This window comes from Vibrio sp. RC586, assembly GCF_000176715.1.
Lineage (GTDB): Bacteria > Pseudomonadota > Gammaproteobacteria > Enterobacterales > Vibrionaceae > Vibrio.
Window position 1 is genome coordinate 75,689 of record NZ_ADBD01000008.1, and the last position, 20,274, is coordinate 95,962.

At 43.9% G+C, this 20,274-nt stretch carries 23 protein-coding genes; 1 reads left to right on the forward strand and 22 read right to left on the reverse strand.

What is annotated here, in order from left to right:
- Positions 1-4: 4 nt before the first annotated feature.
- From VOA_RS09940 to VOA_RS0117755, 22 genes are all read right to left on the reverse strand, one after another.
- Positions 5-583, reverse strand: a complete 579-nt coding sequence (locus VOA_RS09940) for a hypothetical protein (protein WP_000228312.1) — start codon at positions 581-583, stop codon at positions 5-7.
- Between the two features lie 2 nt (positions 584-585).
- Complete coding sequence (locus VOA_RS09935; protein ID WP_000835321.1) at positions 586-807, reverse strand: hypothetical protein; 222 nt, start codon at positions 805-807, stop codon at positions 586-588.
- Between the two features lie 94 nt (positions 808-901).
- Positions 902-1,078 carry a hypothetical protein gene (locus VOA_RS20010; protein WP_001007095.1) on the reverse strand — a complete coding sequence of 59 codons (177 nt, stop codon included), beginning with the start codon at positions 1,076-1,078 and terminating at the stop codon, positions 902-904.
- Between the two features lie 4 nt (positions 1,079-1,082).
- Positions 1,083-1,241, reverse strand: coding sequence for a hypothetical protein (locus tag VOA_RS20015; RefSeq protein ID WP_000359321.1), 159 nt, complete (start codon positions 1,239-1,241; stop codon positions 1,083-1,085).
- A 9-nt stretch (positions 1,242-1,250) separates the two neighbouring features.
- Entirely contained in the window at positions 1,251-1,769 is a 519-nt protein-coding gene (locus tag VOA_RS09930) for a glycoside hydrolase family 108 protein (RefSeq protein ID WP_000460727.1), read from the reverse strand.
- 68 nt (positions 1,770-1,837) lie between these two features.
- The gene (locus tag VOA_RS09925) at positions 1,838-2,149 is read right to left on the reverse strand and encodes a phage holin family protein (protein WP_001128531.1); all 312 of its coding nucleotides are present in this window, start codon (positions 2,147-2,149) and stop codon (positions 1,838-1,840) included.
- 131 nt (positions 2,150-2,280) lie between these two features.
- Positions 2,281-3,399 carry an HNH endonuclease gene (locus VOA_RS09920; RefSeq protein ID WP_000779144.1) on the reverse strand — a complete coding sequence of 373 codons (1,119 nt, stop codon included), beginning with the start codon at positions 3,397-3,399 and terminating at the stop codon, positions 2,281-2,283.
- Positions 3,396-4,103 (reverse strand): OmpA family protein, encoded by a 708-nt coding sequence (locus tag VOA_RS09915; protein WP_000413035.1) that lies wholly within the window; start codon positions 4,101-4,103, stop codon positions 3,396-3,398. Before VOA_RS09915 ends, VOA_RS09920 begins: the two co-directional genes overlap by 4 nt.
- Before the next feature lie 2 nt (positions 4,104-4,105).
- Positions 4,106-5,860 carry a MotA/TolQ/ExbB proton channel family protein gene (locus tag VOA_RS09910; protein WP_009355898.1) on the reverse strand — a complete coding sequence of 585 codons (1,755 nt, stop codon included), beginning with the start codon at positions 5,858-5,860 and terminating at the stop codon, positions 4,106-4,108.
- Positions 5,861-6,162: 302 nt separating this feature from the next.
- Positions 6,163-7,419, reverse strand: a complete 1,257-nt coding sequence (locus VOA_RS09905) for a Y-family DNA polymerase (RefSeq protein ID WP_000457815.1) — start codon at positions 7,417-7,419, stop codon at positions 6,163-6,165.
- The gene (locus tag VOA_RS09900) at positions 7,419-7,826 is read right to left on the reverse strand and encodes a LexA family protein (protein WP_000864712.1); all 408 of its coding nucleotides are present in this window, start codon (positions 7,824-7,826) and stop codon (positions 7,419-7,421) included. The genes VOA_RS09905 and VOA_RS09900 overlap by 1 nt, the downstream gene beginning before the upstream one ends.
- A gap of 160 nt (positions 7,827-7,986) precedes the next feature.
- A complete protein-coding gene (locus tag VOA_RS0117745) occupies positions 7,987-8,238 on the reverse strand; it encodes a hypothetical protein (RefSeq protein WP_000249021.1) in 252 nt (83 codons plus the stop codon).
- A gap of 13 nt (positions 8,239-8,251) precedes the next feature.
- A complete protein-coding gene (locus VOA_RS09895; protein ID WP_009355900.1) occupies positions 8,252-9,400 on the reverse strand; it encodes a DUF1611 domain-containing protein in 1,149 nt (382 codons plus the stop codon).
- Positions 9,401-9,668: 268 nt separating this feature from the next.
- Positions 9,669-11,015 (reverse strand): Na+/H+ antiporter NhaA, encoded by a 1,347-nt coding sequence (gene nhaA, locus VOA_RS09890; RefSeq protein ID WP_032468250.1) that lies wholly within the window; start codon positions 11,013-11,015, stop codon positions 9,669-9,671.
- 151 nt (positions 11,016-11,166) lie between these two features.
- Positions 11,167-11,352, reverse strand: coding sequence for a hypothetical protein (locus VOA_RS09885; protein ID WP_000901369.1), 186 nt, complete (start codon positions 11,350-11,352; stop codon positions 11,167-11,169).
- Between the two features lie 165 nt (positions 11,353-11,517).
- Positions 11,518-11,730, reverse strand: coding sequence for a cold-shock protein (locus VOA_RS09880; protein WP_000066466.1), 213 nt, complete (start codon positions 11,728-11,730; stop codon positions 11,518-11,520).
- A gap of 294 nt (positions 11,731-12,024) precedes the next feature.
- Positions 12,025-14,112, reverse strand: coding sequence for a portal protein (locus VOA_RS09875; protein WP_000983247.1), 2,088 nt, complete (start codon positions 14,110-14,112; stop codon positions 12,025-12,027).
- Positions 14,109-15,806, reverse strand: coding sequence for a hypothetical protein (locus tag VOA_RS09870; protein ID WP_000609066.1), 1,698 nt, complete (start codon positions 15,804-15,806; stop codon positions 14,109-14,111). The genes VOA_RS09875 and VOA_RS09870 overlap by 4 nt, the downstream gene beginning before the upstream one ends.
- Positions 15,799-16,644: a hypothetical protein gene (locus VOA_RS09865; protein WP_000968086.1), complete on the reverse strand. Its 846-nt coding sequence runs from the start codon at positions 16,642-16,644 to the stop codon at positions 15,799-15,801. The genes VOA_RS09870 and VOA_RS09865 overlap by 8 nt, the downstream gene beginning before the upstream one ends.
- Before the next feature lie 113 nt (positions 16,645-16,757).
- On the reverse strand, positions 16,758-17,576 hold the full coding sequence (locus tag VOA_RS09860; RefSeq protein ID WP_000038417.1) for a TIGR02642 family protein: 819 nt from the start codon (positions 17,574-17,576) through the stop codon (positions 16,758-16,760).
- A 63-nt stretch (positions 17,577-17,639) separates the two neighbouring features.
- Positions 17,640-18,608, reverse strand: coding sequence for a helix-turn-helix domain-containing protein (locus VOA_RS09855; protein WP_032468229.1), 969 nt, complete (start codon positions 18,606-18,608; stop codon positions 17,640-17,642).
- Positions 18,609-19,225: 617 nt separating this feature from the next.
- Positions 19,226-19,420, reverse strand: a complete 195-nt coding sequence (locus VOA_RS0117755; protein WP_000844441.1) for a Cro/CI family transcriptional regulator — start codon at positions 19,418-19,420, stop codon at positions 19,226-19,228.
- Positions 19,421-19,495: 75 nt separating this feature from the next.
- Between VOA_RS0117755 and VOA_RS09850 the strand changes: the two genes are divergently transcribed.
- Entirely contained in the window at positions 19,496-20,209 is a 714-nt protein-coding gene (locus tag VOA_RS09850; RefSeq protein WP_000196480.1) for a S24 family peptidase, read from the forward strand.
- Positions 20,210-20,274: the final 65 nt, after the last annotated feature.

Below are 20,274 nucleotides of genomic sequence, written 5' to 3' on the forward strand. Positions count from 1 at the left end.
ATGCTCACACCCGTCTCCACATCGCTTTGGTATGGTTGATAATGGTCAGCGAATTGCCGTTATCTGGCTGGCTTCTTTGAATAGCACTCTCTTTCTGATCTAAGGGATACACCGCCCCTTGAATGATGAGCTCGCGGATCTGCCCTCTTGTGAAAAGTGAAGTGGTCCAAGAGCGCATCATACGAGTGACGGTGAGCGGCGTTTGAATACCTTCACGGCTGACTTTCCATTCGCCATCAACCCCAATTGAGGCCACTGACCCCACCCGTTTCAGCCGGTAATGATGAGGCTTAGACGCATCAAACTGATTGGTCAACCAAGAGACAATTGCACCACCGATATAGCACTGGATCCCACTGCCACCTTGGAGCAATCGAAAGAAGTTATCGACCGTCTCTCCAGAAAAGAGCGCTTGAAAACTGTCGTTTCTTAACCCTTCGGCCTCAATAGAAATATCAAAATCACCAGTGAAAACCATAGGTTTATCCAATACTCCATATTGCGTTAAACCATCAAAATATGGGGCGTAGCGTTCGCGGCTCACCAAGACTCGGCGTACCCAAAGTGGCTGTTGATCGACCATGCTTACACCAAGGAAAAGTGGGCATTGTTTGGAACAAGGTACCCGCTACGCAAGATCACCAGCTCATAGTGACCTGTCGCAGTAAAGGTTTGTGCGGTGATCCGCTCACCATCGAGCTCGTATTGCAGTTCGACGGAGCCACCCACCTCAGCTTTTACCAATAACGAACGAAACGGCTTGGATTTATCCACCAAGACTGTAAGTTCATGCGCGATACTTTTCATCAATTCTCCCGCTTACAACGACTCTAATTCCGCTTTAAAAGCGGCAAGCTTTTCTGCCGAAGCTCGGTCAAGGCAAAGTCCGCCATCAGCGAGCTCAATCACGGTCAGGTTGGTTGGCCACATCGGCGAAGGTTTTCTCACTGCGCTGCACGAGACCACCATTAGCAATATGCTCACTAGGAGAATCGGTTGCCGCTTGTTTACGCGACCGATTAATCGAATCCAAAATCGCATTCACTAGCCTCATCAAAAGGGATAACCATTCGTTCATGGTGTTACTCGATACACTCCATCACTTCACACACCGCCTGTGACACCCGCGACTGAAACTCCGGCGATATCTGGTAGCCCAATGACAGCATCAGTGCCGCCAATAACGCCACCAACGCTCGGATCACTTTGCGGCTTTTCAAAATAAGACCTAGCTTATCCATAAGTTCCCCTTAAAGGTCATTATCCACTGCGGCGAACAGCAAGCACTGCGCGACTCGGCGCATCCACCCTCGTCCGTATTCGTTGAAGGTCGAGACTTTGGTGTAAAACGTGATGCGATAGGCGATGTAGCGCATCAGTAAATCATTGAGATCCATCGTTTGTGTCGCCGACAGCGTCTTCGGGCCGATAATGCCGTCAGGCTTTTCACCCACCGAGCTTTGCAGCATTTTCACGGCACGATGCCAACCATGCTGCACCGCAGCATCAAAAAGTTGGTATTGCATCGCCGGACGAAAACGCGCCATACCGAGTGCTTGCCACCAATCCTCGAAGTAAATCGCCTTCACCTGCTCATAAGAGAGGCTTTTGATATCAAGATGTGGGTAAGTCATCGCGGCAATACCACGATTGGTGCCCTTAAGCTCACCAACGCCGACACGTCCTCCCGTCCAGTTGCCGCGATCTTTGGGGTCACATTGAAAGCCACCTTCGTGGGGCATGAGACGTTCGAACACCACATCAAACATGACGTTTCTCCAATAAAAAGCCCCCACATCCAACCAAGCATGTGAGGGCAATACAAAGCATTCGGCGTTTAAGGCTGATTTGAGATAGAGCTAATAAATTTGCGCTCAAAAATGGCAAGGATCCGCGAGCCAGCGTAACCACTGATACCACAAGCAAACCCCGCCAATTCTTGCGGCCATTCAAAGTACATTGCGGCCAAAGCACACAATGCGCCCGCAAATCCAGAGACGATGATTTGCATCAGCGCTTCAACCCAACGAAAGGGACGATTTTTTTTGCGAATATCGATGATATAAGTCACCAGCCCTCCCCAAATCGCCATCAGCGCAAGGCCTATGGATTGGAGTTGGGTCCAGCTCTCCGGCTCTTTCAATGGCATCTCAACTCCCGACAGCCAATAAAAAACCCCGCCAATTGCAGGGTCCTGAAACAAAAAAGCTGCCCGGAGGCAGCTTTGGTATTGTTGGAAAATTTACCGCAAGTTGGAGGAAAGCTCAAGAGTTACCATCTTTAGAATTTGAGGTTGTAAGACTGTGACTTGTAGTTATCTAAAAACTCATTCATTCCCACAACACTCCAACCATTGCTTCTAGCATCATTAATATCATTTTCTGATATAGCAATACCAAACTTATGTTTGGGCCATGCTAACTCCAGATGGGCGGCTAATTTACCAGAACTATCTTTTATTAAATAATTAACTTCCGGTAATTTTAAACCAGCATCTCTACATGCATATATAACACCGTGTAAACCGGGATCAGCATAATCGAACAATTCTTTCCATGTCGTTAATCTATCTAAAAGGCCTTGCTGCTTACGCATATCATTGATAGTTTGGCGCTCACGATGACTCAGAGTCATATGTTCATGCATAGGCTGTTTACTATGACAATCAATACAAAGTGCTTTTAAATTCGAAGGCCTATTGTCAGATTTAACACCATTTATATGATGAACATGTAAAAGTGCTCTATGAGAACGCATATTCACGCCGCATTGTTCACATTCAAAATTTTTTTCAACTCTATAATGAGAAGAGATTTTGGCCCAATTACTTGCATAGTCGCTTTCTGCTGTTTCAGCAATCCTTGAAGGCATGTGAGGAAAAAACGAACTGTAGGTTGAAAAGAATTCTGCCATACTAAAATTATTAAGTATTTTGCTACGCTCTTCACCTGTAGACCATCCTTTGTAGTTCAAAGTGCTAAGACAATTTTGGCAGATCCTCAATATCGCTTTTCCTTCAATCCCATCTCCAGAAATCAAAAATTCCCCTGATGTATCATTAGTTGCAACGAACCTTTCAAATCGTCCTTTCGATCTCTTGTCCTTCAAGGTTGAACAATCTGCAAGATGGAATTTCTTACCTGAATATGGAATATTGATTGCAGATTGAGTCATTGAACCATGATCCTTTATATATAAAATAACCTGTCTACCTTTACAACTGAGCAGCCCCGAATCAATATCAACATCTTTGAGTTCGACATCCTTACCTTGTGCTAACTCATAATCAATCTTACTTATCGGTGTGACTTCGCGTACCCACGCAAATATGCCTTTTTCATCAGGCTTCATTTCGGCGATAGCATTTTTCAAAGAGAGTAGATTGAGAGTTAACTTCATTCTGCCCCCAGTATTTTCAAGATCTGTGCCTCCGCATTTGTGATCACTCGAAACGATACTCTACGGGAGCGTTTTTCATCTTCTAAACCATTTTTAATAACTGCTTTCGATGATGAATAACCAACAGCTGCAACGTTATTCTTTACCCATCCGTAATGATTTATTCTCACTTTATCAATAGCCATAACATAGCTAAGAACAGCACGCGTTCGTGACTGAGACAAACCCATATTATTGAAATAGGCTTCATAATCGCTTGAATCATGGTTCCAACGACTAGAGGTATGCCCTTCAATCTTAATTTCTTGAATTGTTGGCTTATACTGTTCAAGGACTTCAAGATAACGAGGAAAAAAGTCATTGAGAATGATTTGAAATTGCTGCGTCAAATCAGCTTTACCATTAGCAAAAAGCACTTCAGGAGCTGTAAAATTTACACTTAGCGTATCTCTATCTATCTCCGCTCCCCACTTTTCAAGATCTTTGGAAAATTCGTCTAATAGTGAAACATAAATCGCATGTTGAGTTTTTTGATAAGCTTCAGCAACATCTTTTATTTTGTCACGTTCAACCACTGCATCTCGCATTAAAGCTACAGATATAAAGAGGAAAACCATCATCAAACCAGCCATGAGATCTGATACTGACATCCAATGTTCACCACCTTGTTCGGCAGTTTTAGAAACACCAAATAATTTTTCCATGATTACACTGCAGCTCTACTTGCATTGACCACGTTTGACATTTCTCTGACCAGCTTTTGGTAATCTCTAGTAAATTGCTGGGTGATTGTTGCCAGAGCCTCTCCCATTTCATTCATGGTTCTATTAATTTCTTGTTGCATCTGTAGATCTAGAATTTCAACCTGCTTTTCGACTGCACTGCCTGTTTTACTTACCGATTGTGTAATCTGATCTTCAAGACTATCGAATGTTCTACGCACTGCTTGAGCTTGTACCTTGAATATTTCATCCAACGTTGTTTCCAAGCGTTCATGTAGCTTAGTGGTAGCCGAAGTCATTTCAGATTGAACCTCTTTCGTACTAATGATTAGTTCTTGATTCGCATCCTTCAAAACTTTACCTGTTTCACGAGCATCATCTTTGATGTCCGCAACAAGTACACGTAATTGACCATTTAGCTCAGTGATGGAATCTTCAAGATGTTGGCGGATCTGTTCTGTTGTATCAGTCAAGTGACTCGTAACATTGCTTAAACCACCAGTGGCAGTACCGACTTGTTCCTGAATATCTAATGACGCTTCTGCTAGTTTGCCACTTAAAGTATGTGAGCTTTCAATTAGCTGTTGGGATACCTTTTCAGCACCAGTTTCTAAATTCATGCGTAGATGTTCAACACTTTGATTCGCAGTTGAAGTAAATTGCTCGATTATGTTTTGCGACTCATGCAGCATTGCTACGTAGTGGCTTGATGCGGCTTGAACAGATTCAGAGATAACCGACATGGTATTATCCATCTGTTCACGAATTTGAGGCATTGCTTCAATCGCTTTATCACGAAGATCTTTGAAAGCTTCTAATCTATGTTCAAGCTCAATAACTTGCTCGTGACCAAACTCCATCACTTGTTGTAGTTTTTCCATCGTTGCTGGGATCGCTTCTGTACGTTCACGAATACTTGCAACCGATTTTTCAGTAAATGAAATGGCATCAACTCCCATCTGATATTTGATTGCCATATCTGCTAGCTGTGCTTTGTAATTTTCTTGCCAGTCAACTAGCTTCTTGACGGACTCATCTAAACGCTTGAAGTTTTCACCAAACTGTTCTGTCAATTTGTCATTAAACTCAACTATTACTTCTTTCAAAGCGTTAATAACTTGTTCTGTTGCTGATTTTGATAAAAGGTCACCAAACTCATCCATCTTCTGCCACAGTTTGCTTTGAAAATTGCTACTGTCTATGGCTGCTTGCTCCAAATAACGATTCATAGACTTTTGTCCATCATTAATGTCAATCCGGAGATTTTTTATCTGCGATGTCAATGATGAGTCCTCATCCCCTTTTATCGCTGTCAACAGTTCTTGTGACGAGTTCAGTTGTGCAGACATAACGGAATAGATTTCCTCAGGCCCAACACTTTTTATAACTTCTTTCTCTTTCTGTGAAATCAAGCCTAAGAAAGCTTTGTATAGTATTGAAGCCGCCATGCCCACGAGGCTTGTCAAGAAAGCAGTTTTAAGACCTGCTAATAGAGACTCTATGCTTTCATCAATATTCGACGGATTGAACTCCATTAAGCCGACAACTATTCCAGCAAAAGTACCAAGGATACCAAGTGATGTTAAAATGTTTGTCGTACTTGAGGTAAATCTTGGTGCTTTCCCTTTGTAAGCCAATGCCGTCGACAAAACCAAAAGAAGTACAATGAGAATAATAAATGCGTCTGAAATTGCTGCTGCGGAGTATGATGCTATAAAGCTTGCCAATGCGTTTGTCATTGCTTAAAAACTTGTTGTATATGGTGACGAGGAACAAAATTCTAAATCAAAGATATGTGGCACGCTATACCTTAAATGCTTAGATCGTGAAGTAGGCAATAGTTATGAAAACCTTAGATTATAGGATCGGCGCCATGTATACACACAACAATCACATATGCATTTAATCGCGATTCACTTTTTAAATCGCCGAGATTGAGAATCGTAATTATTGAGTCATTTGTTTGAAATTGACGACCAGTTCAAACGAAACGATGCTTTTTTACAAAGTCTTAGCCACTTACTCTCAAGATTTTGCTAATTCAACATCTTATCTTGGGGATATCTTGCCAACGCGTTGTGTACTGCGGGGTCAACATATCACGCCGCATTGCCCATTTCTGAGTGATACCCTGCGCCGCCAAAAAAAGGGTATCACTCCCATACCGGTCATTTAGGGTATCGTAGACATGCATCAACGCAGGGTTGTTCGGATTAGGATTGAATAAATCTGGTTGTTCATGTTGCCCATCAACAAGGTCAAGCAAACCCACGCCAATCTTATAAAACCGAATATCCTCCTGAAACAATTGCTCAGCCAATAAAGAGGCAATCTGGGTCAATTGCGTCACATCAGATGTCGGATAAGCAAATCTATGGATCGCTCTACGTACAACCGAATACTCGTCAAACGGTGAGCTATTTGCAAAACAGAGCATGACTCGGCAGAGTGATTTTTGTTGACGGGCCTTATAAGAGGCAATATTGGCATGTTTACACAAGGCTTGCTTCAAGGACTCAATATCTGTAATTCGCTGCCCTGCACTACGCGTAGAAAAAATTTGTTTCTTATCGGCTCGAGCTACATCCCATCCTTTGCATTTTTGTCCATTCAACTCACGAACGGTACGTTCAACCTCAACGTTAAACTCTTTCCTAATGAGGGCGGGAGGATAGTTAGCCAGTTGTAAAGCGGTTTTAATGCCCATTAGCTGTAGGCGCTGTCCAAGTTTACGGCCGATGCCCCACACATCAACTGCTCGTAATTGAGATAACACTATTTGACGCTCTTTTTCATTATCAAGTACACAAACACCCTGATAAGCATCCAATTTTTTTGCGGCATGGTTAGCCGCTTTCGCGAGTGTTAATGTACTCCCAAAGCCAACACTTACAGGAAGACGGCACTCACGCCAGACGGCTCGTCGTAATTTCATACCATGCTCTTTGAGAGAACGAATGGCAGGAAAGCTATGCTCAAATGAAAGGAAAGACTCATCGATACTGTATATGTGTTGCTCGGGCGCGAATCTCCCGATCACCTGCATCATCTTTGACGATAAGTCGGCATACAATTCATAGTTTGATGAAAGTGCAATAACGCCTTTTTGCTCACAAAGCGCTTTAACCTGAAAGTAGGGTTTAAACTTCTCAACACCCGCTTCCTTTGCTTGGCGATTCGCAGCCACAACACAACCATCATTGTTTGATAACACTATGATGGGCTTTCCTCGCCAATCCGGACGAAAGACTTGTTCAGCACTACAGTAAAACGAGTTAGCATCAACTAAAGCAAACATCACTGATCACTCAATATCTGATTACTTCGATGGAAACGAATGGAGCTAACCACAACGCCTTCTAAAGAGAAGGTATCAAAATCGTTGATAGCGACAGGCTGCATTTTTTCATTTGCAGAGAGCAATAATCGACGACGAATATCGAGGATCTTACACACAAACTCGCCATTAAAATTCGCAACAATCACATCGTGATTCATCGCTTCAAGATGACGATCAACAATCAGCAAATCGCCATCAAATATCCCCACTCCTTGCATAGAATCGCCGCTCGCTTTACCAATAAAAGTGGCACTCGGATGCTGGATAAGTAAACCATCAAGATCAATGGAGAGTTGTTTGTATTCAGTTGCAGGACTTTCAAAACCTGTGATGCCCGCACTTGCGTAAATAGGTATGACTTTCATATAACCTTACTGTACTTATATACAGTATTATTTTTATATTGAAATCGCGAAAAAGCAATTTAAAAACGATACTAAGTTACAAATTTCCTATCCTCTCAGCGAGCATTTGAGAGGCGTTTGTCCAAATGTCTGTAATCAATACACTTTCAAATCTAACCTGCTACATCTGTTCAATCATTGCCTCCACGGTTTGCAGCATCTGGCTTTGCATTTGACTCATTTCGAGATTGAGGCTTTCGATTTCTTGCAAAATCCGCTTGGGTTTGGCGTTGTCATAGCATTGGCTCTTGCGATGGTACCTCAACTCCCGATCAAGGTATAAAAAACCACACCATTGGCAGTATTCAAAAATAAAAAAGCCACCCGAAGGTAGCTTTGATATTTTTGGTATTAATCTGATATTGGGCACCATTTAATTTCAGTCATTAGACCACATCTAATTCAGGGAACCTGTCAAGAACCATATTCACTAAAACATCATTGGGTAATGTAAACAATTCGGTTACAGGCACTTGATATTTATTACTATATTGAAAAATTGTTTCTCTGATCGAATGTTCATCCATACCTGTATTGTTCAATGTTATACCAATAACAGGAGCTCCCGAAAAATGTTCTATCAAATCGATTTCTGCTCCCAGTTCAGGCATTAAATACTCTTCGGAGCCACTCAAATAAACACGCATAGGAGAATGTTGTAGAATGATAGCTGTCGGTTGAGAGCCTCGAATGATAGAGGCACTAGTACAAAACGAAGGATGACTAAGTGCACCTTGCCCTTCTATGACTATCACATCTGGCTTCTCATTATCATAGGCCTCCACAATGACTGCCTCAAGCTCACCCACACAATATTGAGAAGGAACAGCATCTAGCGCAACACCATAACTTGAGCCTTGAATCAAGCCAGTTTGCCCAGTTGCAATCATAACTGCGTTTAACCCGCTATTTTTCAACATTCTTGTTAATGCTAAAGCCGTTGTACGTTTTCCTATCGCACAATCCGTGCCCATCACTAAAATTCTTGGACAGTGTACATTTTGAATACGATTAGAAAAAATCTTTAAGTCTTTCGTGGGTCTCGGCTTTCTAATATCAACAATTTTTACATGATGCTTCTTTGCCGTTTCAACAAACTCCGGGTCCTCATTTAAGAACTCATGCAAACCAATAACAATATTCATACCAAGACGCATAGCTTTATGAATTAGCTGTCTTTCAATTAAAGTTAAATGTCCACTATCCGGTGCTAAGCCATAAATAAAATATTCAGGTATACATTCACTAATGGAAATAGCTTGACTTAAGCTTGAGCAAATCGGGATTCCATTTTCAATACCATTAAGATACAACCCACTGTCTTGCCCCGCTTTTGTACTATCAATGATGGACATAATATGGAAGCGATTTGACTCTCGAATAAGACCATTCGCTGTTTTTCCAGTATTTTCACCAAAGTAACCTTCACTATATACAATGGCCGTTTCTCTCTGTTGTGGAAATAAATTAGATTGAGGTAAAGAAGCACCTTGAAGATACTGACTCGTAGTCATTTTCCGTGTTGTAGAAGACATGATAAGACCTAACTCGGTTAGGCTTAGGAGGGCAAAATGGGGAGGCTAGTTTTTCCAGTTTCGACAAAATGTCCCCACTAAGCTGTGGGGGATGGCAAACACTGTAGCACGTATTTCAAAATACCAACAAGACATTTGAACACTTTTTCATCAACAATGCTCACGCCTAGATATAACCGCATTCTTAGGTTCTAAGTAAGTTCATGAATACTCGTATTTTATATTATTAAACTCGTACATGCCTGCGTGAACCAAAGAAAATGGCTGTTTAATCAATTCTTGAGGATGGAGAACCCGTACAATATCGTAAGAAAAGAAATCCTAAAGATGCTGACAGGATAGACGCTGAAAAAATACCTATCTTAGCAAACTGAATTTGCTCAGGGGTATACGCCAACTCGGCGATAAATAGAGCCATTGTAAACCCGATCCCCGCTAACATCCCCCCACCAATAATCATATTCCACTGCAGATTATCGGGACGCTTTGCTATATTTATTTTAACTGCAAACCAACTAAATAATAGAACACCAATAGGTTTCCCAAAGACAAACCCGGTAAGTACCGCAAGCGTAATTGGTGAGAAAAAACTGCTTCTCTCTAACACAACACCAGCATTTGCTAACGCAAATAATGGCATGATTAGAAATCCGACCCAGGGATGCAACATGATCTCTAATCGCTCAACAGGTGAGAGAACTTCCCGTGCCGCAGCACCTGCAGTTTTCAAAGTAAGACGCTCTATATTATTGCCACTCCAGTGCCCACGAGGTGACGCTGAAACTATCGTGTTCATAATAGTATAGAGGCGCTGTTTGCTAACCCATCTACTTGTCGGTGTTAACAAGCCAAGGATAACACCGGTTAATGTCGGATGTACGCCAGAAGCATCAACGGCTAACCACACTAAACTCCCAGCAATAGAAAATAGTCCAATGCTGCGGATCCCCATAAAAGACATGAGGCGAACCATTAGAAATCCAAGAATTGAAAAGCAAATAGCAAGCCACTTGATATCTTCTCCATAACCAATGGCAACCACCAAAATAGCCCCGATATCATCCACAACAGCCATTGACAACATGAATACCCTTAAGCTTTTAGGGATACTCTTTCCTAATAAAGCAAGGCATCCAATAACAAATGCTGTATCCGTTGCCATAACTGTACCCCAACCATTTTGTCCGGGCTCTCCAATTTGAAGGGTTAGGTAGAAAAAAGCAGGAACCAACATTCCCCCGAGAGCCGCCGAAATAGAAAGCATGGCTAACTTAGGGTTACGTAGTTCACCCAATACGAGCTCACGTTTAAGTTCTAATGCGATAAGAAAGAAAAAAATTGTCATTGCAGCGTCATTAATCCATGAGTGTAATGATCGCTCAAACACAAAAGAACCAATTGTAATACCTAACGAAAGCTCCCAAAACTTGGCATATGACTCACTAAGAGGTGAGTTCGCAATAATAACCGCACATAAAGTTGCAATAAACAATACAATCCCAGCTGCCGATTCAATCGCAATAAATCTAGTAATAGGTTTTGAGAACCAATCAATATACTCTTTAGGTAACTGAGTTAAATTCATGGTAGTGGGTTTTCTAGATTTGAAATTCATATTTAGTATATTATCCATCAACGAAAACACGTCACTCCAACGTAATCTATCAATAATCTACGTTAATTCATCAAAGCAAGATTTATTTCGCTAAATATATTGGCACACATAAAAATGCCAGCATTGGTAGGCAAGAGATGATTTCTTGTTCTTAATAATACATATCGAGTTCAAACAGTTTATCTTGTTCTCTTTTCAATAAGATATCCTCAATTCGTCTTCTCACTTGGTTCAAGCTTTCAGTCTTATCCTGATTAAGTTCATCATTTTTAGTTATTTTTTTCTTATTTCTTTTCTTCATAATAAAATCCCCATAAAAACCGTTATTTCCCAACAATAAAAACTCCTAAGCACAGATTTTTACTGTCCAATATTTCACATCTGCCTATCTATTCACAGAAATAGAAATGAAGAACATTATCAAAAAATCCTCTTTTAGGTGCTGTATACTGTTTAAACATATCACTATTAAGCTGATGTATAGATGCACCTGCATCAAAATTTAAGCAGGAATGACATTCACAGCCTGTAGGCCCTTACTTCCCTGTTCGATACTAAAATTGACTTTTTGACCTTCAAATAAAGTTTTAACACCACCTGAAGCGATCGAATTGAAGTGAACAAATACATCAGAGCCGCCAATATCAGGAGTAATGAAGCCAAAGCCTTTACTTTCATTAAACCACTTAACCGAACCTGTTAATTTATTAGACATAAACACCTCGATAAAAATTAAAAACCAATATACGAAGCTATTTAATGGGATAAAGGTAAGGTACCGAAGGAGTAATATGACGAAAAGATTCGAAAGAGAACTAGGAAGATACTTGAACTAAATTATTCATTAATAGCCCGCATTTGTGAGCCCACTACACTATACACTTTGCATACAGAATAAACAGCCATTTTTCGTTTATTTGATTTATTTTTTAAGATCATTAGGTTAACAATATTAAGCCTTTGTTGATTTATAATCCTTTCAATTCTATCGAAATGACACAAGCGTGAGTCACATCTGTTCAATCATGGCCTCTACGGTTTGCAGCATCTGGCTTTGCATTTGACTCATTTCGAGATTAAGGTTTTCGATTTCTTGCAAAATCCGCTTGGTTTCGGCTTGGGTTTTGGCATTATCGTAGCGCTGGCTATCGGTTAAACCTTCTTCGCGCTGCGCCTTGGCCATGATGTTCTTTGCTTCGCTTTCCAGTTTGAGGACCTTAGCCTCCATTTCCCGCATCTGCAACTCAAGCTGCTTTTGCTGAAGCTGTTGCTCCTGCTGCTTTTGTGCGGCTAACTCGGCCTGCTCTTCCTCTGTCATATCCTCCGGCTCTTTTTCAATATTCAGCGCCGCTCGGACACGCTCCATAAACTCTTGCTTATTCGGCACATCGGTAAGCTCAAGCACTAAATCAATCACGGTGATTTGTACCTCTGGCGGCAACTGCGCGGTGATCATCATCATTCGCTCTGCCAACTGCGATTTGTAAGCAGAGGTTTGCTGAATGGGAGCGAGCGCAATATGGGCGCGTAAGCGGGTTAAATCATTGGTCAGTAGCCCTTGTTCATCGACATGGTTCATTACCACGGTTTTGCGCTTTCGCTTGTCATTGCGGTTGATCACAATCGCTTTATTGTGCTGCTCACGCATATCCTCAAGGATATACCCCAGTAGCAGCTCACCCAATAGCTGCGATCCAAAGTTGTAGTTATCGTTGATTTCGGCAAGCGTTGTCGCCCCTTGCTCCACCAGATTGGCAATCGCAATCCCACTGGTCGCGTTGGATTCTTGCCCCAAGAAGGCTCCATAAACGCCCATGGTATCTTGGATAAGCTTCATCGAATCCTGCATCACATTAAATTGCTGCGCGGCGATATTGAAATCTTGTTGAACCTGAAACACTTCGCTGATGGATTTTTGGTTTTTCCGCTGTGGATTGAGCTTAATCAGGCCATCGGGTCGTTCAACCTCTTCTAAAATCTGTTGTTGGCTCATATTGGTGGCATCTTCATCCATTAAGACTCGTTTGGCCTGCAGTAACCACGTCAATTTAATGCGCCTAAAGTTGACTTCATCTTGCGCAGGAATGGCTCGAGCAATCAGACCATAGGGCTCACCACTGGCGTCTTTGCGAAATCCCCAGAACGGCACAATAGGAAACTGGCCATTAGGCGCGGCACAGTCACGGCTCAATAAGTGATACATCCCGGCGTACCACTCTTCTTTAATCCGGCTGACTTGAGCCTGCCGCAGTGTGGCTCTCTCCATCGCCAGTGCCATCGCATGAGTCAGGTCGCTCGGGTCAAACTCCATCACACGCCCATCTTGGGTTTCAAGCACGGCTTTGCGCTCTATATGACGCACATACACAATCTGCAAACGAATACGCTCACGGTTATGGGATAAGTACTCCGAATGATCCCGTGACCAGTGATTAAATGCCTCATGCGCACTGGTCAACAGTGGGTCGAGCCCTTCGAGATTTTCAACATCAACAAATCCACGCCAATCCTTTTTCGCGTATTCCAGTACCTTCGCTTTGTGGGGAACCAAAGTCGCGAGCTCATCAATATCGATCCAGCGCATACGCATCACCCAGCGACAATCGCTCCAGTCGGGTTCAGTGGAGAACCAGTCCCAAAACACTTCATCACGAGGGATAAGCTTGATTTTGTATTTAGGCCCGAACGGGTTCGGATTTCGGTATGCCTCAACAAAACCCACGCCCGCTTTGATTTGCGACCCATACGCCTCTGAGCGTGCTTTATCGAGTCGACCTAGCCGAGCCGCATCCGCAAACTCGGCATTCACGGCTTCCGCCATCAGTTCCATTTGTTCATCGGGATCATCTGCGCACACCAAAAGGTCGGTGCGTGTTTTGGCTTCCATCCCGAGGACACCATCAATGGTCGGCGCAATCAGGTTATGGATTGTGGTGGGCTGGCCACGCTGTTTAAGCTTATCTTTGACTCTCGGATCAAGCTGATCGCCATCGTAGTACGCGGTGGCAACTTTGGCAGCGCTGCGCCAGTCAGGTTGTCCATCAATATCGGAGAGAATACGCAGCATAAAAGTATCGAGTTTTGCGTGTTGCATCATTTGGTCTGCCAATGATTGTTAGAAGGATCGCGTTTGAGGTCTTCTGACTTCACACGCTTTGGCATACGTGCACGGGCTTCTTGGGCGAGCATATGACTCATCACTTGGTCATCAAAACACCCTTCCTGAGCGTTCATCGCTCCCTTTTTGTCGTACACATAGCTGTGGTATTCCGAAATAGTCCCCATCCAACGAATGCCAGAGACGCCGTTTTGAAAGAGCGTCTTCATGCCTTCTGTGAGGATAGGTTTGGATTGTTTGGTGGTTAACCAGCCGAGCTTGACCGTCTCATCATCGTTGTCGCGATCTAGGTATTGTTCTGAATAGATGTAGGGTGTGGGGTAGATTTCTCGAAGCTTTTGAATAAAGGCATGGCCGTGGTTATTGCGCTCAGGCATCACGTAAGCGTTGCCGTATAAAATCGCGATATGTTTAACCAGATAAGCCAATAACTCAGCATCGATATAGCCAAACCAGTGGGCCACTTGCTCACCATCGGATTTTTTCACAACATCGATACTACTGCGGTCGCCATGCTCTAGCCCTTCGGCAATATCCACACCCAGCGCATACTCTTCATCCTCATCAAACATTTCCCACATCAGCAAAAGGTTCATCGCGTTGCGCTGCATGCGAAGCGAATCGTGACTCTCCATCGAGTGCACCCGAGTTAGGTTTCCCGTCATAGGTTCAAGGTCATAGACCAAGAACGGGGCAAGAACATCCGCTTCCGCGGCCATAATATGGACAGGATTAAACACCCGACGCCCTGAGGTTAAAAACGCCTCCAGCGGCGTGGACGGGAATTCCTGTTTCATCTCCTCGCCCTGCATGGCTTCTTTCTCGAGATACCACTGCTTTTGCTCATCATCGAGCTGGCAGCCCATCGATTTTTCGACTCCAGTAAAGTACTCAGCCATCACTTTCGGCACAACGAGCCCATTCATCGGCACTTTTGAGCGGTATTTCGGATCTTGCCACCATGCGAAAAAATGAAACTGATAATCCTCGCGGCTCAGCTCTACCCCACTTTTGGCTTGCTCCATAGCGCGCATGCACATGGTATAGAAATCGCCCCCGACACCTTCTGCCGTCGACTCAATAAAACAGATCGCGTTCTGATGTATCGCGTTAAGCGTACCGGTTTTCACCTCTTTGGCTTTGTGTGGGTACTTCGCACAAATTTTGCCATGCTCAGAAATATGCAAGCGCTGCACAGTACCGGAACGAAAGGAGGTGGCAACCTGAATACTTGAGCCGTTCTTAAACACCATGCGCCCACCGTTGGCTCCACTCTTACGCTCTTCGGTTGGGATTGCCGCCTTGAGCCATGCCGGAAGGTTGTCATAAGGCACTTCCACTTTAGTTCTGAAAATCTCCCCCGCAGCTTGTTTGTCCTGCGCGACGATGCCGCACTTAAGCCGTTTATTGAATAGCGCTTCATCGAGTAGGTAGATATCAATGGCGGTCGAAAAACCAAGCTGGCGCGCTTTTAGGATAATGTTGCGATGGCCCATCATCTTAAACAGCAATGCTTGGGCAGGGCGAAGCTTGAACGTCACCAGCTCGCCATCTTCATTCTCTATCTTGTAAAGATGATTGAGCCGCCACCACTTATTGCTCAGCCGAGAAAAAAGAAAAGCGCGATCCTGCGCGCTTATCTTCTCTTGAGGGACGGAACCAAGGTTAATCATTCAGAACAAACCCGTCCGATCCCATCTCTTGAATTTCTTGCACAATGTCGGCAATTGCAGTTCCAAGCCCAGCAGACTCTTGTGCAATACGCTCAGCTTCCAATTCTGTTTTCTTTACCTGTGCTTTGGTTCGTAGTAGAGATTCCACACGCGCCATGTTTCTATCAACAATGTTGTCGGTGCTGACGTAGAGCTCATACAGTTTGACGCGTTCAGCCAGCGCCAAGCCCTCCTTGCCAAGCTCGGCTCCTATCTTCTGGTAGGTTTCCATGGCTTTCAGCACCCGCGCCCGACAAAACACAATCTCGTGGTCAATGTCCGAGTTCGCTGCATCAAAAATGGCATCTGGATCATTTAAGCGCTGTGCATAGCCATTGTGTTTGGTTGAGCACTGGTTGCCATGAATAAACCGCCCACTTTCATCGCGTTGATGAGTCGTATCTAGATGCAAAACACGCTGTAAAAATTGCGCATGGGTCGGTTTCGGTGAGTATTGATCAGTCACGTGATCAGTGAACTGATCACTTTCACTGATCACTGGCGCATTTTTATCCTTACCTTTTGATTTAAAAACCTTTTTTCCCCTACCCCCTCCTAACTGATCACATTGAGCGAGCCGTTCCACATCGGGCGAAGAAGTGATAGCACGTGGGGATTGAACGTTTTTTGCTGGGTTTTCGCTGTTTTCGAGTGGCGAGTTCAACACCTGCAGATATCGACGCGCCGTGTTGTAATTGATTTGGTTTTGATCGCACCACGCTTTGATTGTGATGCCTGTTTGTTCAAACGCGAGTTTGTACTCTTGTTGCAGCGCTTTCCAATCTCGTTTGGCCATCATTAAGGCTCCGAATTGCGAGCAATAAAAAAGGCCGCATCAAAAGATGCAGCCTCGCTATTGTTGGAAAATCTACCGCAATTACCTTGTCATATCAATGAGCGACTCGAGTTTACTCAATCTTCAAACTCAGCAGATAAGCGCTTTTCAAGCGTCGAAAGTGCCTCGGCTTCATGCTGATACAATTGCGTTCTCCACTCTTGAAGTAGGTGAACAATCGCAGGCCAATGGCGAATGATGAGCTCTTTGTGAGCCGGCAAAGCTGCACCCAAAAATGAGGATTTCCAATCCGCTTCCGTCGTTCGAAACTCACCTACGCCATCACAACTCTCACAAGGTCGCTGCGTTTTGGGAATAACGCCTGTTGCTTTGCAACGCGGACATTTTGCTGATTCTGCGGCCTTTTTCTGTGCGTAATCGGCCAATAGCTGCTTCTGCGCATCAATACGAGTTTGGTGTGACGCAATGTTGGCCTGCAAACGACGGCTCTCAAATGGATTGGTTTTGATCTCTATTGCTCGCTCCATCGAGCGCATGGCTTTACTAAGTACTTCAATCGATTTCTGGGTCCTCGCTGCGTAGGCGCTGTATCGTCGCCAAACCGAAGCCAAACGAGCTTGCTGACTGTCTATCGGAACATTCAACACATCCGCCATGACCAGATAATGCAAATGTTTAAGCTCATTCGAAGCCAAACCGATCTCTAAGCGATGAACCTCCAGTGATCCAAGAAAATCCCTCAATACCACCAACGAATAAGCACAATCCAAGTATTTGGCATTAAGGATTGCCATACCAATAGGATTATCGCGCTGCGCTAAGCCCATCGCACCGAGAAGCTGCTCTTTGGTCGGTCCATTTTTACTGACAGACTCTTCCCATTTCATGGTTCTTGCGGCGCTTAATAGTGTTAAAAGCTCAAGCTTTTTACTCACTGTCGTGACTCCTTACTCTGAGAATATGGTCTAAAAATGGCAAAACGGTATGGGCTCATTACATCAAGACTCATTCGCTCGCACCGAAAGCTCTCGAAGCCAACTTTCTCGTTGAGCCATCATGGCCTTGATTTTACGCTCAGCCGATTGCACAGCCTGCTCTGATGCCGCGGACTTACGCTGTTTAAATGAAATCAGCGCGACGTTCTCGTTATTAATATCGATTTCAATTTGCTGGATCTTTCGCTTCAACAACTGCGCATCATCAATGGGCTTTGCCGCAGCTTGAGACACCGCGACGATTCGCCCCTTGTCTTGCTCTTTGCAAAGCCAAGCGTGGATAAATCGCTGGATCCCTTGCGCGGTTTTCTGGCGTGTTGGGTTTGCCTGACACCAACCGATCATGTTGCGAAGCTGTTGGCGAATATCAACGGCAGGATAGAGCGAGCGCCATTCCACCAACTGAGATTGGGTCACCGGATACGAAACGTTTTTACCTTTGAGTGGGATCTCAAACACAACCGGATCCAAAATAGGGTCAGTTTGAGCACTGAAAAGCGGCGCATCGCCTTTTGGTGGATCTATTAATGGATCTATTGATGGTTTATAGCCGAAATCCGACCTACCCCCAGCCGAAATCTGACCTACCCCCTCGGGTAAATTCGTCTGTTCGTATTTCGAATGTTCGAGTTTTGAATGGACGAAATCCGACTGTTCGAAATCCGACTGTTCATCAGCGGTAGATTTCAATCGCTTCACGGGCAGTTGATATTGGTTATTGGAACGCACTAATCGACCTGAATCGGCTTTCTTGAACTGGTTTCGTTTCACAATCCAGCCACCCGCTTCCAACTTTTTCAAGGTTGCTTTGACTGTAGTTGGAGAGACACCACTTTTACGGGCGATGGTTTCAATCGAAGGCCAGCACACGCCAGCATCATCAGCATGATCCGCCAGACAAAGCATAATGAGTTTGTCAGAACCCTTGAAAAGAGAAATATCCCATACGTAGCTCATTACCTTAACGGACATCGTATTACCTCAATGATCAATCTATCTAAAGCCACTTGCCGTCTACGAATAGCTCCCCATGGCCAATAGAAAGCCCATTCCCTCGCAATCAGAAAGTGATGAAGTAAGCTTGCCACCAACCAGATCCACTCACCGAGCATTCGGTACGGAAAACATGGCATCTTTCTAACCACGGACCAATCCCTCATAGACAGCTTTGACATACAGACGCTTAGCTTCATAAAGGTCAGCCATTTCGTCGTAGGTAATCTCGGTTTGCTGACCTTTCTCAACCTTGAACAAACGCCATTGAAGATTCTCAATCCGAGCTCTTAATGCTATTCTTCCCATCACTGCTTCTCCGAAGTGGTATGTGAAATTTCCTCGCAAGACTTTTCACTCGGCTTTAAACCGTTGCCGCGGTTTAAAGCCAACTCTCTTTCCTCATCCAATACCCGAAGGTAATGCTCACACTTATCCTTCAATCGCTGAATTTGATCCCTCTCGAAAGTTAATGTCTCCTGCCCCTGCGATAACGCTACGCGACAGGTATTCACCGTGATACAGGCAAGCTGCTCCACCGTGGTCCAAAATGAGTTTGTTCTCATAAAATCACCATAAATCAGAATGATAGAAATTTAGCTGTTACAGCTTCGCTTCCACTCTTTGGTTTTCATCAAAAAATGAAATTCGAAGACTCGGCTATCAGGTACAAATTCTCCCCACTGGCTAACAGCTGAATGCGTGGTCTGGACTGCTTCAGCAACTTTTTGTTTAGAACCAAAGAACTTAATGACATCTGCGGTCTTAATGGGTGGTAAATAGGATTTCATACTTCACTCGTTATTAGTTTTCTAACATTAAATATCATTAGAAAACTTAACGCAAGTGAATGTAAGATATCTAACATGACGAGAGAAACGATTGGCGAGCGTATTCGCCGAGTTCGAAAAGAACTCAAACTCACCCAACAACAAGTGGCCTCCAGTATTGGAGTCTCACCCACATCTCTTGTTTTCTGGGAGAGAAATGAAACTACGCCTAAAGGCTCGAACCTAATTGCTCTGTGCAAAAAGTTGCGAGTTGATCCGCTGTGGCTGCAAACAGGCAAGGGAACTCAAGACTCAACCGCGGGTAATGCTGAACTACTTGGTAACATGCAAGTTTGGGATAGCAATACTCCCCTTGGTGATGACGAGGTTGCGGTTCCCTTCTTATCTGATGTGCGTTTATCGGCAGGAAATGGCTTCGTCAGTGATAGTGAATCAGATAATGGCTTTCGATTAAGATTCGCCAAGTCCACCTTACGCCGATATAACGTTGACCCTGAAAATGCAGTTTGTGTGGCCATCACAGGTGATAGCATGGAACCCGTCTTGCCAAATGGCTCCACGGTAGGTATTGATTGTGGGGATAAAACGCTCATTGATGGGAAGATTTACGCCATTAACCACAACGGCGAACTCTTTATCAAAAAGCTCTATCGTCTGCCCGGTGGTGGACTAAGAATTTATAGTTTTAATGAAATTGAATACCCTCCGAGAGAGTATTTACAAGAGCAAGTTGCTGAACAACAAATCTCTATTGTAGGTAGGGTTTTCTGGTATTCAGTCCTGTTGTAATTCCTTATTTCTTTCCCAATTCGTCATACTACACACTCAACAATGAATGGTGATTCATCACCGTT